9 protein-coding genes are annotated in these 14,913 nt (G+C 39.8%); 2 read left to right on the forward strand and 7 right to left on the reverse strand.

What is annotated here, in order from left to right; translation table 11 throughout:
• Nucleotides 1-12: 12 nt before the first annotated feature.
• From LZG71_RS12875 to aspS, 6 genes are all read right to left on the reverse strand, one after another.
• Nucleotides 13-906 (reverse strand): glycosyltransferase family 2 protein, encoded by an 894-nt coding sequence (locus LZG71_RS12875; protein WP_233820986.1) that lies wholly within the window; start codon nucleotides 904-906, stop codon nucleotides 13-15.
• 13 nt (nucleotides 907-919) lie between these two features.
• A complete protein-coding gene (locus LZG71_RS12880; protein ID WP_233820987.1) occupies nucleotides 920-2,026 on the reverse strand; it encodes a glycosyltransferase family 4 protein in 1,107 nt (368 codons plus the stop codon).
• The gene (locus tag LZG71_RS12885) at nucleotides 2,023-3,576 is read right to left on the reverse strand and encodes a lipid II flippase MurJ (RefSeq protein WP_233820988.1); all 1,554 of its coding nucleotides are present in this window, start codon (nucleotides 3,574-3,576) and stop codon (nucleotides 2,023-2,025) included. Before LZG71_RS12885 ends, LZG71_RS12880 begins: the two co-directional genes overlap by 4 nt.
• 177 nt (nucleotides 3,577-3,753) lie before the next feature.
• Complete coding sequence (locus tag LZG71_RS12890) at nucleotides 3,754-4,830, reverse strand: GNVR domain-containing protein (protein ID WP_233820989.1); 1,077 nt, start codon at nucleotides 4,828-4,830, stop codon at nucleotides 3,754-3,756.
• A gap of 44 nt (nucleotides 4,831-4,874) precedes the next feature.
• Nucleotides 4,875-7,292, reverse strand: coding sequence for an SLBB domain-containing protein (locus tag LZG71_RS12895; RefSeq protein ID WP_233820990.1), 2,418 nt, complete (start codon nucleotides 7,290-7,292; stop codon nucleotides 4,875-4,877).
• Nucleotides 7,293-7,417: 125 nt separating this feature from the next.
• A complete protein-coding gene (gene aspS, locus LZG71_RS12900) occupies nucleotides 7,418-9,178 on the reverse strand; it encodes an aspartate--tRNA ligase (RefSeq protein ID WP_233820991.1) in 1,761 nt (586 codons plus the stop codon).
• A 91-nt stretch (nucleotides 9,179-9,269) separates the two neighbouring features.
• Between aspS and LZG71_RS12905 the strand changes: the two genes are divergently transcribed.
• A complete protein-coding gene (locus LZG71_RS12905; RefSeq protein ID WP_233820992.1) occupies nucleotides 9,270-10,184 on the forward strand; it encodes a PE-PGRS family protein in 915 nt (304 codons plus the stop codon).
• Between the two features lie 13 nt (nucleotides 10,185-10,197).
• Here LZG71_RS12905 and LZG71_RS12910 read toward each other — a convergent pair whose 3' ends face one another.
• On the reverse strand, nucleotides 10,198-12,555 hold the full coding sequence (locus LZG71_RS12910; RefSeq protein ID WP_233820993.1) for an ATP-binding protein: 2,358 nt from the start codon (nucleotides 12,553-12,555) through the stop codon (nucleotides 10,198-10,200).
• Nucleotides 12,556-12,768: 213 nt separating this feature from the next.
• Here LZG71_RS12910 and LZG71_RS12915 point away from each other — a divergent pair, with 213 nt between their 5' ends.
• On the forward strand, nucleotides 12,769-14,859 hold the full coding sequence (locus LZG71_RS12915) for a prolyl oligopeptidase family protein (protein ID WP_233820994.1): 2,091 nt from the start codon (nucleotides 12,769-12,771) through the stop codon (nucleotides 14,857-14,859).
• Nucleotides 14,860-14,913 lie beyond the last annotated feature (54 nt).

The following is a 14,913-nucleotide window of genomic DNA, read 5'->3' on the forward strand; positions in this document are numbered from 1 at the left end:
TTAGTGTTATTTTTATGAACTAAATATGATTTTAATTTTTTTAATAATATTACCTTTCTTTTTGCCCAATAAACTTAAATTAATTTCTGTAAGAGCATAACAGACATTTACCGCAAAGGAATACAGACTTCCATGGCACTTTTGAAAATACAAACTTCTACCTCTGCAAAAATGAGAAAAGCTTGAATAGTTGAAATTAGATTTATTATTTTGTGAGGCTCCACTCAAATGAATTATTTTAACTGTTGGAACAATTTTGGATACATAACCATTTTTTCGAATCCTGTAAGATAACTCAGTTTCTTCGAAGTATAGAAAAAAATCTGCATCAAAATATCCGACAATATTTAAAATACTTTTTCTGATAAACATATTAGCACCACAGATGTAGTCTACCTCTCTAATTGAGGGATTAATATTAACTACGCCTGACGCTATGTGTTTTGCATGGTAAGATTTGTACAATTTATAGAAGCCAATTGAAGAAAAGGCGTCGGATAAAGTAGGGAAATTCCCATAAGAAACTGTATTGTCTTTACCGCCAGTGTGTAACTCACCACCGCAAATAGCAACATTGTTGTTTGCGGGGTCTTTCATAAAGTTCTTAAAGTGTTTTAGCGCATTAGAGGTTAGAAATGCATCAGAATTTAGCAGAAAAATGAACTCACCTTGCGCCATCAAAATTCCTAAGTTATTTGCACGGCCAAATCCCACGTTTTCGCTGTTAAGAATGATTTTAACCAAGGGGAAAAAGTTTGCAACGTCTGAATATATTTCTTCCTGAGATGCGTTGTCGACTAAAATAATCTCAAAGGTAACATCTTCTGTATGTTTATAAACAGACTCTATGCTTGCCAAGGTAAGCGCCTTGGTATTGTAATTTACTATTATGATTGATACATCCATTACTTATGTTAAATTAAGGGTTAAGATGGTGATCAATTTGTGCACAAATTGCCGGCCAGTAAAATTTACTGTAAACATAATTTTGAACCTTGATAGCATTGAAGTCTATTAACTCTGGTGCAGAAGTGATGGTAATTAGCTTCTCTAATAATCCAGTGCTACTTCCAATCGGAAAGATACTTCCATAAGTTTCATTATCGGTTACATCGTAAGCAGGCGGCACATTTGATGATATAACGTAACAACCACTTTGCATGGCTTCGAGGTATACCAGGCCAAAGCTCTCAGATCTGGATGTTAGTACAAATATTTTAGACTTGTTGTAAATAGCTCGTAACTCTTGACGATCGATAATTGACCCTGTTAAGAATATCCTATTTCTCAATTGTGGGTACTTTATGAAATAGTTATCAAAATAATGTTGAAAATCTGATTCAATTGGTCCAACCATCATCAGCTTCCAATCTTTTTTTGTCTCGGCAAATTCAGCAAATGCCTCTAATAGTATTTCATTATTTTTGAGATAATTTCCGACCCGTCCAACGAATAAGATAGTGTTTTCCTTTGCACTGAGATCTAAGTTCTTGCGGTTGCCATAGTCATAAAAGCCATTTGGGATATACTCAACTCTTCGATTCCAGTTTTTATTTAAAGACTGATGTAAGTATTTTGTTTCAACACTAATAAGATCAATGCTATTTTTCAGATGTTCTATAATTATGGATTTTACGAAACCAAATTTCATATCCAAAATTGTAGGATTGGCATCCAACTTTAGATAGGTCTTACAATTACCCAGTTTAACAATTTTAAAAAAATAGCACCATATTAGAGACCTTGTTGTGAAATGATAAACTTGAAGGATATCAAACTTATTATAGTTTATTAGAATGAATAATAAGCCATCAATGGTCAAATTTCCTGTTAGTTTTTTTACAAAGAGTTGTTTTAAGCCTTTCACATCAGTCACAATGTTGGGATATTCACCATTTTGATAACTTGCTATTGTTGAATCGTATCGAAACTCTCTAAACAGGATAAATGGAATCATTCCTACGTCTTTGGTTAAATGAATATTTTCAGTATCAAGAAATAGGGTGAGCCAGCGTTTATTTTTCATTTTGAAATAAATTGATTAATGCCACTTCTTACACGATAATATCCTTTTTGTATAAATAACCTTTCATCCATCTTCAGTATAAATAGTAGCGCTATGACAGTTGCTGTCAAAGATGTGCCCTTTATAATAATTAGATACAAAGAGTTCCAAGATAATTTGGAGAAATAATAGTAATTACTTGTATAACATAAAAAACCAAGTGCTGTTGTGAAAATTAGATAGCTAAGTAAATTTATAAGTATAGTTTTGGTGAGAAAATTTAATTTTAAAGTCATTACCAATGCTGCTGAAATATGTGCAAGGAACAGGGAGGCTGGGAAAATGTATATGCCTAATTTTTTGTAGAATAAAAAATTTAAACTTAACATACAAATTTGCGCCAATACTCCACAAGTTGCATAAATCTTACCCTGGTTGACTGACATTAAAGCCAGACCCGTTATAGAGTAGTAAAAGACAGAAATTACACTCACGCAGTAACAAATGGATAGTGTGGAAATAGTGTAAAGAGATTCCCTTCCAATATTTTTAGATGCATAAAATAAAGTAACAACGTCACTTGAGCACATGATGAAAAATGACAACAAGAAGCCTAAGACAAAAAGACCTAATCTAAATATGCTTTTAAATTCAGCCTCAAACTGATCAAGATTTTTTTGAGCAAATGCTTTCGATAGTATTGGTACAAGCACTGTTGTTAATACCGAAATAAGGACTCCGCTAGGAATATCAATAAATTTTCGAGAATAATCTTGGATTGAAACTATCCCATCGCCAAGGAGGCTGGCAATGGATTTTTCAAATATAGCGTTCAGTTGTCCGAAGAAATACGGAAAGAAAAATGGGATCGCATAAAGTAAATATGGTTTTACATGGCTGTATTTTAATTCAAATGGCGGCTTAAAAAGTCGAATTTTATTTCTCCCTAATTCATGAAATAAAAAGATACCCAGTACAATTAATCCAAAGTAGTAGGATATTACCAGGGAATATATCCCAATTTTTGGAGCTAGTACTAATAATGCCAATACGTTAAATATGGAAGAAATTGATCCTGCAATTTCTGGAATATAAAATATATTATAAGAATTAAGGATACTACTAAGTAAAAGCGTAAACTGGTTTAATAGTAGCGACGGTAAAAGTAGTTTTAATATCAGAGTTAGGGTGTTAAGCTCTGAAGTAGTTTTGCCTGGTGCTATTAATGAAGTGTAGAGATTGGGATACAAGAATATTACTACAACAATGAATATTGAGATTATGGATACAAAGAAAAATAGTGAGTTTATTCGATTAATAGCCGACGATTCTCCATCCTGCTCCTTAATAAAAATAAATTGTGTTCTGAAGGTTTCATTTAAAGGTCCCCAAAATGCAAGATTAATCACTACAATAGAATTGAACGCCAATAACCATGCATCTCTATCCGAGGAAACCCCAAAATATCTGGCAGAAAGAATCAGAGTAAGTATTGAGATAACTGATCTGATGAGCCGAAGTAAAAACAGGCTAATCGCTTTTCTATTAGAAGTGGCAAGGCTAGCGGACATTAAATATTAATTAGTGAAGAATTAATTAAAAATTAATTCATTAAGTTTACCAAGAATGTTAACTGCTCGTTTTGGTGGTTGGCGCGGTGTTGGAGATGGTTACTCATTTACAGAAAAAAATACACATCGTTTGAACAATGTGAATGAGCCGATGATTGCTCACAACAAAGAGTAAAACTACTGTAGCCTAATAAGGTACTGCCTAACACCTTGGTTAGTATAAATTGCGTAAGTCAAAGCTAGGATAAAACCTATTAGAGCGCCTATGCCCGCTATCAGGATACGTTTGGGACTTGTTTTATTCAGAGGAACCTTAGTTGCTTCCAGAACTTTAAAAACTGGCCTTTCCTCCTTTACTTTAATTTTAGTTTGTTCCAACTTGATAATTAAATCTGAATAAATTGATTGGGCCAATGTGTAGTCAGACTGAAGTCTTTGCTCTTCAATACGCGCAACGTTTAAAAAAGAATTCCGGTTATGGTCTCTATAACTCTGAAGTGCATACTCAGCGTTTTGCTGTCTTTTTTTTGCCTCACTGGCTCTTTTATTTATAAATTCTAATTGTTGCTCAAGTTTTGCTACACGGAAGTCCTCAATATAGGTTGTCAGGTATATCTTGCCGGCTTCTACCAATTGAGCTGCAACTATAGGATCAGTCATTTCAGACTCAATGGAAATAAGTCCATTTTTTTGTTCGATTGAAGCTTTAACCAGGCTCTTTGCAAAAGTTATAACAGCTTCTTCATCTGTACTAAGATTTAGTATATCTTTATTCTGAATTACAACCTTCCGTTTTATTTCGCCGTGCCCCTTGTTATCTGATGAAAATAACGATTTTACATTTGAGAGCAGCGATTCCTTTGCGGGTTTATTGAGGTAAATTTTCAAACTTGTGTAATTGTTTCCTTCTGAATCTACAATTGGCTGTTTAATCATATATTCACCGAATGAAGTACTTTCCAAAATATTCGGGTATAAATCGGGTGTTAACGGGCCAGTTCCATCAGATGAGCCAGAGCCCATGGCTAAGCTAAAAAAGGATGGTTTTCCTGTACTATATTCGGGAAGAAGAATTGTCTTAGCTGTGTAGGTTTTTGTAAATGTGTAGCTCCCTAATGCGCCTAATGCACCTCCTAAGAAAACTGCTAGGAATAGAGTTAGCATATTTTCTCTGAAAAACTCCAAAACGTGAGAGAGATGGATTTCAGGAAGTGAGTTAGTATTGGAATTGTCCACTTGTTCTTGTACTAGCATCCTAAGTTTAGATGAGATATGGTTAATATGCTTTTTGCTAAATATTAGAAGAGTCGTACCATCGTTATTGCCATAGTAGTAAGAAGGGAGATTATCGCTAATCTTTCACCTGTGGTCATTTGGCGCTCTACCTTCGGTTCTTTCACCGGTACAGTTACCACAGACCCTGGTTCCACTTTTGGATATGAGCGGAAAAAGAGGAATTGTTTCGTGCGATGCGTTCTTCCGTTTGGATAGGATACATACACTCTGTTTTTTCGCACACGCTCTGCAAATCCACCCGCTTGGGAGATGTATTCACCAAATGAAAACTTGGGATCAAAATTGACCAAAGATGGGTTGTAGACGCCTCCTTGAATCCGTACCACTTCTGATTTTCTTGGAATGACCAGATTATCCCCATCCTGCAATAGCATGTTGGAAGGCAGAGAAGGATTGTTCAGTATGTCGGAAATGGTAATCGCAACCTGTTCATTATTTCTATAAAAACGAGCACTGTTTAGATTGGCCTCCGGTTTAAGTCCTCCTATCTTAGGTAGCAGATCGGATATACGCTCAAAGTTGTTTTTGATTGTATACCGTCCGGGGTACATTACCTCTCCTTCTATATTTACTATTTTCTGGTTTTCGTATCGGGGTGACTGACGCACAAATATGATGTCGGACGGAAACAAAACAAACTTCTGTGCTGTGGAATCCATACGTAAATTGTCAGGGATGTCAAGCGTGAAAATCCTCACATTCTGATTGGAAGGTAAATCCAATGTATCATTTTTTACTCTTCTAGATACTTCTATACGATAAGGAACTCCGCCTTCTGTATAACCACCTGCCTGGAAAATAAGATCGGGTATTGTAATGTCTTTATAGTAGTAGTAAACACCAGGATTCATGACTGATCCGTTGACAGTAAGAAAAGTAAATTCCTTCAAATCTTCAACGGATTTAATAGTCAAAATATCGCCTGGCAGCAAGTTAATGTCAGGAATTTCATTGTTCATTAGTTTTCGAAGATCAATGGCGATCATCCCGGTTTGGGTATCCCCACTTGATCTTTCCAGTAGCGCGCGGTTTAGAAACGCTCTCTGCCCCATTCCCTGTGCACTGGTGATAAGTTCTTTTACCGTTTTTGTGCGTTCATCCAACGGATACATTCCAGGGCGGGTTACAGCACCACGGATCTCAACCTGATTTGCAATGACATCCAGTATTCGCTTTACTGTAAAAATGTCCCCGTTTTTGGATTGAAAGGAGTTAAGTTGCACTGAGTCGATACTCCCAATAATAAAGTTTGTACCCGTGTTGCGCTGATACTGAATTAAAGATGTAAATGCTTCCGGAGTAAAGCCGCCTGCATATTTTAGAACTTCTTTTAATGTTTCACCTGAACGCGCTTCGAAAATTCCTGTTCTCTTAAGTTCACCATTCAATTCAATGCGTACATCATATGGTCTGATCAGAATGACATCCTGATCCTGAAGGGCGATGTTATCCCTTAGGTCGGCATCAATTAAAAAGCGGTACAAGTCTATTGTGCGAATTACCTTATTGTTACGTACAACCTCAATGTTTCTGTAAGAACCATTACTATTTGGTCCTCCTGACCTGTAGAGTGCATTAAATGCGGTGGTCAGAGAAGAAACTGTGTATGTGCCAGGACGAGCTACTTCCCCGGTAATCATTACCTGAATACTTCTTACATTACCCAGCGTAATGGTTGAGTACGTGCCGGACCCTGGTCGGTTCAGGCTTGAATAGGCTTGTCTGAGGCGATTGACAATACGTTCATTTGCCTGCTCAACGGTAAGCCCATTTACATAAACAGGGGCGAGGTTTAGCATTTTAACTGTTCCTTCCGGGCTGATTTTCATTCGGAAGTTATCTACTGCGTTGCCATAAATATCTACTACTAATTCATCATCAGGGCCTAGAATATAGTTTCTTGGCGTAGCAATCCTAAGGTTAGGTTCAAAAGTAGTGGATGCTCCCTGAAAGAAAAAAGAGCCAAAAGTTCTATCGATAGTCCTTGACCTTGCCCGGTTTACAGACAAAGAATCTTTTTCATTGTTTGTCTCGTCATCCAGTTCATCCTCTTGTTTACGGGAATCGTCGACTTTATCCCTGTTGGTTTCATTTTTTGTATTATCCTTTGAACCCTGTTCAAGTCTTTTACGCATTGCCGAAATATCATCCAACGTGTAACCTCTTTGTAAAGCAGCTTTTTCGATATCCATATCGGACATCCCGGCTGATTTGGCCTGGTTGTAGAACTGAACCGCCTGTGAATTTGTGGCAGGTGTTGCTTGTGTGGGTACTGCTGGTACCTGCTGGGCGGGTGTTGTTGCGGGTACTGGTATTGGAAGGGTTGGTACAGGATCCTGACCGAAAGAAAAAGTTGATATAATCAGCAATAAAAACAGAGCAATTGAACGGGTTATTCTCTGTAACAATGGATAATGCATGTAGTGTATCAAATTACAATTTATAGATATTCAGATGGTAGGGAATCTGTAACTTATTCACTACCATCTTTTAATTATTGCGCAAAGCTACGAAAAGTAGCACAATTTTAAGATTGTTTTTTTGTCTAAACCGTAACGCCGATTGACAACTCTTTCAATTGCAGGTCGGAAATGGTAGAAGGTGAATCAATCATCACGTCACGACCGGAGTTGTTTTTAGGGAATGCGATGAAATCCCGGATGGAATCCACTCCGCCGAACAATGAGCACAACCTGTCGAAACCGAAGGCAATACCCGCGTGTGGAGGGGCACCAAATTCAAATGCATTCATCAGGAATCCAAATTGTGCCTGTGCTTCTTCTGGTGTAAAACCAAGAATCCCAAACATTTTTTGTTGTAGTTCTCTTTCGAAAATACGAACAGATCCTCCGCCTACCTCAACGCCATTGATGACCATATCGTATGCGTTGGCCCTAACTTTTCCTAAATCGCTGTCCAAAAGATGGATATCTTCCGGCTTCGGGCTTGTGAAGGGATGGTGCATGGCAAACCAACGATTTTCAGTTTCTCCATACTCTAATAGGGGAAAATCCAGTACCCAAAGCACGCGGTAGTCGTCCGGATTACGAAGACCCAGTCGGGTTCCCATCTCCAGACGTATTTCATTCAGTTGCTTTCTGGCTTTATCACCTGCACCTGACATGATCAAAAGCAGATCACCCGGCTTGGCGCCAAATGCCTCAACCCATTTCTTCAGATCTTCTTCTGAATAGAACTTATCCACCGAGGATTTGATCGTTCCGTCGGCGTTGTAGCGCACATAGATTAATCCCTTCGCTCCGATCTGAGGACGTTTAACCCAGTCGGTTAGCTCATCCATTTGTTTGCGGGTATAATGCGCGCAGTCGGGAGCACATATGCCCACAACCAATTCTGCATCATCGAATACACCAAAACTTTTTCCGGATGTAAGATCAGTGTTTTCTCCTTTCAGTTCAACAAATTTCATATCGAAACGAATATCCGGTTTGTCTGAACCATACAATCGCATCGCATCTGCATAGGTCATACGAGGAACTTCCGGAAGTTCTATTCCTTTTACTTTGCTGAATAAGTTTCTGATCAGGCCTTCGAATGTGTTCAGGATGTCTTCCTGAGTAACAAAAGACATTTCGCAGTCAATTTGTGTAAATTCAGGCTGACGATCCGCTCGAAGATCCTCATCACGGAAACACTTTACAATCTGATAGTAACGGTCAAAACCGGCTACCATAAGCAATTGTTTGAATGTTTGCGGAGATTGTGGCAGAGCATAAAACTCACCCGGATTCATACGGCTCGGTACCACAAAGTCACGTGCACCTTCAGGAGTCGATTTTATCAGAACTGGCGTTTCAACTTCAATGAAATCAAGTTCGTCCAGATATGCTCTGGTATGACGTGCTACCTGATGACGCAACTGAAGGTTTTTTCTAACATTATTACGGCGAAGATCAAGATATCTGTATTTTAACCTGATGTCGTCACCACCGTCGGTTTCATCTTCAATAAGGAAAGGAGGTAATTTGGCGGGATTCAAAATCGAAAGTTCCGATACACGTATTTCAATTGATCCTGTTGCAATTTTATCATTTTTGGAAAGCCTTTCGATCACCTGTCCTTTTGCAGAAATAACAAACTCGCGGCCGAGTGAACGGGCAGTTTCCAATACACTTGCGGGAGTTTTCCCTTCTTCAAAAAGAAGTTGCGTCAGGCCATAGCGGTCGCGTAAATCCAACCAGATCATGCCGCCCTTGTCACGAATGCGCTGCACCCATCCGCACAAGACAACGTCCTGATTTACATGCTCTAAGCTTAACTCACCACAGGTATGTGTACGTAACATATAATTATTTTAATACTGAGAAATGGATAGTGTCCTATAATAAATGGCGCAAAAGTACGTATTTTTAGCAAATCTAACATGATGAGTTTTTATGAATCAAAATAAAACAGGTTATCTGCGTATCGATTATAAGTTTGTATTGTTCGCATCTTGTTTTATAATCTCCTGCGGATCGGATCCGGAACCTTCAAACGGACGATCCGAACAATTTGAATCTTCTCCACAGAAGTTTGATATACAACCGGGAACTATTGATGAAGCTTCGGGTTTAGCGGCAAGTGCGAGTATGAATGGCTACTTATGGACGCACCAGGATTCTGGCCGTCCGGCCTCGCTTTATTTGGTTTCTGGTGATGGCAAGACAATTAAAGAGTTTGGAGTGCCCGGTGCAGCAAACCACGATTGGGAGGATGTAACGCTGGGGGCCGGACCACAAGATGGGGTAAATTATGTTTTTATAGGAGACATTGGAAACAACAATTTACCAATGACCGAAACGAACATTGTATACAGAATTCCTGAAATAAGTAACGTTAATGGTAGTTTTGACGGTGCTAAGTTGGACAAAATCAGATTTCGTTATCCGGATGGACCGAGAGATGCGGAGACGCTGATATTGGATCCATTGACCCGTGATATTTTTATAGTATCAAAAGAGGCTCAAACGGGCATATACAGGCTGCCATATCCGCAGTCGACAACAGAAACGATTACTGCTGAAAAAGTGGGAGTGGTTCCTTCTGTAAGTATAGCTTCAAGCGGAGATATTTCTCTTGACGGAGACGAGATCGTAATCCGGACGTATGTTGCGGTGTATTACTGGAAGAGGAAAAGCGGAGAAACTGTTGCGCAAACATTAACAAAAGCGGCTTCCAGGACGCTCATGGTTGCTCTGGAACCACAGGGAGAGGCTGTATGTTTTGATCGGGCTGCTGATGGTTTCTACACGTTAAGTGAAAAGGGTAACGGGGAAAGAGTGACTCTGAACTACTACAAAAGAAAATAGCACAAGATTATTTTCAGGCTTTTAAGTGTTGTAAAACCACTTTCAAAAGACTTTCCGGGATAAAGGGTTTTACGACTATGTCGGTGATCCCGATTTCGTAGATTGAATCTTCAATATCAACTGCAACCCCTGCTGTCAGTGCGATGATTGGTATGGTTTCACCTCTGCTGCGCAACACTTTGCTTGCTTCGTAGCCATCCATTACAGGCATGTGCATATCCATCAGAATTAACTGGTGTGATTCGTTCAGCATATCAATGGCTTCCTGTCCGTTACGGGCGATATCAAAAGAGGCACCCCAGCGTTTCAGGAAATTTTGAAGCACCAGTATATTCATCTCGTTGTCTTCTACAATTAATATCCTGATACCTGAGAGTTTTTGAGGAGATTTGTTCTCTATTTTTGGCGTAATTTCAGGTTCTACCAGAATCGGAAAAGTTTGTACAAAATAGAAGGTAGAGCCCTTGCCCGGCTCACTCGTAAGATTCAGATCAACTCCCTGAATCTCTAACAATTTTTTGCTGATCGCCAGCCCGAGTCCCGTTCCGCCAAAACCACGGGAAGTAGAAGAGTCGGCCTGGGTAAATCTTTCAAAAATGACTTTCTGTTTGTCCAACGGTATTCCAATGCCGGTATCCTCGACAGAAATTTTAAGCGTAATTTCCTCTTGGGTTTTCTTTACTGTATGAACGGATAATTTAACGTGTCCCTTGTTGGTGAACTTGGTCGCATTATGAACCAGGTTTCCCATAATTTGGGCAGTTCGTGTTTTGTCGCCCAGAACGTGCGTGGGCAGATGCTCATCTATGTCCAGTATAAAGTTAATATCGCTGTTGTTTGCAGCAGCCTGATATCCCGAGATGGTGTTTCGTGCTATCAATGATATGTCCGTAGGTTCAAGGGTAAAACGTATCTTGCCTGCCTCAATGGTACCAAAGTCGAGCACATCGTTTACAATGGTTAGCAAATTGTTTGCGGAAAATAGAAGCACTTCGAGCTGGCCTTTCTGATCGGGACGCGGATCATCACGAATCATCAGGTGCGTCATTCCGATCACCGAATTAAGTGGTGTTCTTATTTCATGGCTCATCGTACTGAGAAATTCACTTTTCGTTTTAAGACCAAGTTCTGCATCTTCCTTTGCTTTTTTTAAGGTGTATGCAAATCTGAACGTCAAAATGAGCGATTGGCAAAAAAAGAAAATGGCATATCCGACAAACAGAACGAAGTCGAATGGTGTGGCTATTCCATAATATTCCAGAATAACACAAATGATAATAATAAAAATTGCCACGGAACTCATCAGTGCATATCCCGATCCCACACGGCGATTCCTGAAAGCGCGCCAATAAATTACAACAGCAAAGGCGATGTAGACGACAACAATAAAAATGAAAGGATCAATAAGCCTTGTAAAGAGAATGGGAGGAGCGAGAAGTGTAATTAAGGCGAAGGCCAGGCAGATGCCGGCCATCACAGAGAGTATTTTTTGAGGGGCATCTTCCGGGTACAAATGCCTTGTGTAAAGCGCAAACATAGCAACTGCCAGAAACAAGGACAAGTATTCAAAATGAACGGTATATTCCCAGCTCAAATGTGGAAAAATGGATTGAAGTGTGTATTGTCCGGATCCGATGATACGGTAGCTGTAAAAAATGCAGAATAACGAGAAGTAGAGAATGGACCTATCCTGATTACCGAAAAGGTACAACCCCAGGAAGAAGAAACCTCCCATTAAAATACATCCGGTAAGGAAATAGTCGGTGGCATAATTCAGGTTGCTTGCTGCCTGAAGATTATTGAGGATACCAATTTTTATTTCTTTTGAAGCGCCTCCTTTTTCGTGTTGGAAGTTTGCAATCTGAATCAGTATTTGCAACGTGTCACGTTCTGAGGCTAGCGGAATCACCTGATTTGACCAGTATGGCAGTGTCAGCAGTTTTGTCTTACCAGGTTTCCCATTCCTGGCCAATAGTTTTCCATTTACGAACAAGTTGTAGGCACAATACATCTCGGGCACGCCCAGTCCCAATTGCTGGTCTTGCTCGGGAAGCAGGACCGTGAGCTTATAAGTTGCGAAACCCTGGGACGGAATTGCTTCATTTTTCCATTCCGTATCGCTCCAAAGACCTGGAAATTTACTGTATTCGTATTTCGGTTCAACCTGTTTGGGAGCCAGCGACATTTTCCAAAAAAACTTCCATTCACCTGTAAGACCAACATCCTGATTATTCAGGTTTACGTTTCGCAGATCAAGTGTTCCTGCTTTTGCAATATTTTGGGAAGGGATTTTTTCTTGTGAATAGCAATCTGTCAGAATTAAGGCCACACCTACTATATATAGCAGCAGGAACTTTAAACTTCGGCTCATTGACAAATTTTAGATTACGGGTTTACTGACTTACTATCGTGAATTCTTGATGTAATGTGTAGTAGTAGTTTAAATTAAAGCAAAGTTTTTCTAAAAAAATATATCGTAGTAGATTTTTATTTTAATGCATTCAATGATTTTGAGGCGAATTGTGTTTACTTGAACAATTGATTAAAGAACAATACCAGTTTTATGTATTTAAAAATCGCAGGAATGACGGCAGTAATTGCAACGGCGGTGGCTGGAACCAGCTTGGCTCAGCAAGTAAAATATCCGGTTACAAACAAGATTGAGCATACCGACGAATATCATGGTGTAAAAGTTCAGGATCCTTACCACTGGCTTGAAGACGACCGTTCGGCTGAAACCGAAGCTTGGGTCAAACAGCAGAATGAAGTAACTTTTGGCTATCTGAATAAAATACCTTTCAAACAGAAGATTTTTGATGATCTGGAAAAGGCCTATAATTATCCCAAATATTCTGCTCCGAGCAAGAAGGGTGATTATTTTTACTTCTACAAAAATGACGGATTGCAAAACCAGGCCGTGCTATATCGTCAGAAAGGATTAAAAGGAACACCAGAAGTTGTGCTGGATCCTAATAAACTCTCCGCTGACGGTACTACGAGACTTACCGTCTTTGAGCTTTCGAAAACAGGTTCGCATGCAGTTTGTGGCTTTTCGAAGGGAGGATCTGACTGGCAGGAATACCAGGTAATGGACATGAAAACGCTCCGGATGCTAGCTGATAAAGTAGAATGGGTCAAGGTATCCGGAGCGGCATGGCAGGGAGATGGTTTTTATTACAGCAGCTACCCAAAACCGGAAGGTAGTGCTTTGGCTGCCAAAAATGAGAATCACCAGGTTTATTATCACAAAGTTGGAACCAGCCAGAAAGAGGATAAACTCGTTTTTCAGGATCCTGCCAATCCGCAGCGTTTTCATACGGTAAGTACGACAGAGGATGAGCAATATGCTGCCTTGTATGTGAGTGACAGAGGGAAAGGAAAAGACGGAAACGGACTTTGGGTTTTGAAAAGAGGAGAATCTAAGTTCGTTCCGGTGAAAGAAGAGATTACAGATTTTAGTTATAGTCTGATCGACAACCTGAACGACGGATTTTTAATCGAAACCAATGAGAATGCTCCTAACAGCAAAGTGTTGTTTTATGGTCTGAAAACGAAGGAATGGAAGGATGTGTTGGCTGAGAAACCCGAACCTTTGCAAGGTGCAGGAACCGCGGGCGGGAAATTATTTGCTTCCTACTCCAAGGACGTGACCACAAGAGTTTATGTATATGACCTGAAAGGCAAACTCGAAAATGAAGTACAGTTGCCTGGCCTGGGATCGGCATCCGGTTTTGGTGGAGAGCGTGAAGATACTTTTGTTTTCTACACCTATACTTCATTCAATTATCCGCCAACCATTTTCAGATACGATATTGCCACAAAGAAAAGCTCGGTCTTTCGTGAGCCTGAGGTTTCTTTCAAACCAAGCGATTATGAAACCAAGCAGGTGTTCTATTCCAGTAAAGATGGAACAAAGGTTCCTGCATTCATCACTTATAAAAAAGGTTTGAAGCTGAATGGTGAAAATCCTACTATTCTTTATGGATATGGTGGCTTTAACATCAGTTTGACTCCTTCATTTAGTCCTACACGTATTCCATTCCTGGATCAGGGCGGTGTGTATGTACAGGCCAATCTGCGCGGAGGAAGTGAATATGGCGAGAAATGGCACGAACAGGGAATGAAACTCAAGAAGCAAAATGTGTTTGACGACTTCATCGCAGCTGCGGAGTTTTTAATTAAGGAAAAATATACGTCTCCGGCTCGTCTTGCTATCCAGGGCGGCTCAAATGGAGGGTTGCTTGTAGGAGCGGTAATGAATCAGCGTCCGGAGCTTTTCAAAGTTGCGTTCCCGGCAGTCGGCGTGATGGATATGCTCAGATTCCACAAATTCACAATTGGCTGGAACTGGATCGCAGATTACGGCAGCAGCGACAATGCAGATGAATTCAAAATGCTTTACGGGTATTCACCTTTGCATAATATTCAAGAAGGAGCGAAGTATCCGGCTACGATGGTGACCACCGCTGATCATGACGACAGGGTGGTGCCCGCGCATTCATTCAAGTATGCAGCGGAACTACAGGCTAAGGCAGGAGCAACATCTGATAACCCATTACTGATCCGTATTGACACCAATTCAGGACACGGAGCGAGCAATACCAAAAAAGCACTGGAAACGCAGTCAGACATTTATGCCTTTATGTTTGAAAACATGGGATTGATTTGGAAATGATGTATCTTAAATATTAAGATAAGTAACAGAAATTAAATTATTGTTGTATTTACT

This window comes from Dyadobacter sp. CY312 (assembly GCF_021390535.1).
Lineage (GTDB): Bacteria > Bacteroidota > Bacteroidia > Cytophagales > Spirosomataceae > Dyadobacter.

Bases quoted from the DNA above. Each gene is read 5' to 3' on its own strand.
- LZG71_RS12895 (WP_233820990.1), bottom strand. From the start codon at position 7,292: ATGCATTATCCATTGTTACAGAGAATAACCCGTTCAATTGCTCTGTTT.
- LZG71_RS12875 (WP_233820986.1), bottom strand. From the start codon at position 906: ATGGATGTATCAATCATAATAGTAAATTACAATACCAAGGCGCTTACC.
- LZG71_RS12885 (WP_233820988.1), bottom strand. From the start codon at position 3,576: ATGTCCGCTAGCCTTGCCACTTCTAATAGAAAAGCGATTAGCCTGTTT.
- LZG71_RS12910 (WP_233820993.1), bottom strand. From the start codon at position 12,555: ATGAGCCGAAGTTTAAAGTTCCTGCTGCTATATATAGTAGGTGTGGCC.
- aspS (WP_233820991.1), bottom strand. From the start codon at position 9,178: ATGTTACGTACACATACCTGTGGTGAGTTAAGCTTAGAGCATGTAAAT.
- LZG71_RS12905 (WP_233820992.1), top strand. From the start codon at position 9,270: ATGAATCAAAATAAAACAGGTTATCTGCGTATCGATTATAAGTTTGTA.
- LZG71_RS12880 (WP_233820987.1), bottom strand. From the start codon at position 2,026: ATGAAAAATAAACGCTGGCTCACCCTATTTCTTGATACTGAAAATATT.
- LZG71_RS12890 (WP_233820989.1), bottom strand. From the start codon at position 4,830: ATGCTAGTACAAGAACAAGTGGACAATTCCAATACTAACTCACTTCCT.
- LZG71_RS12915 (WP_233820994.1), top strand. From the start codon at position 12,769: ATGACGGCAGTAATTGCAACGGCGGTGGCTGGAACCAGCTTGGCTCAG.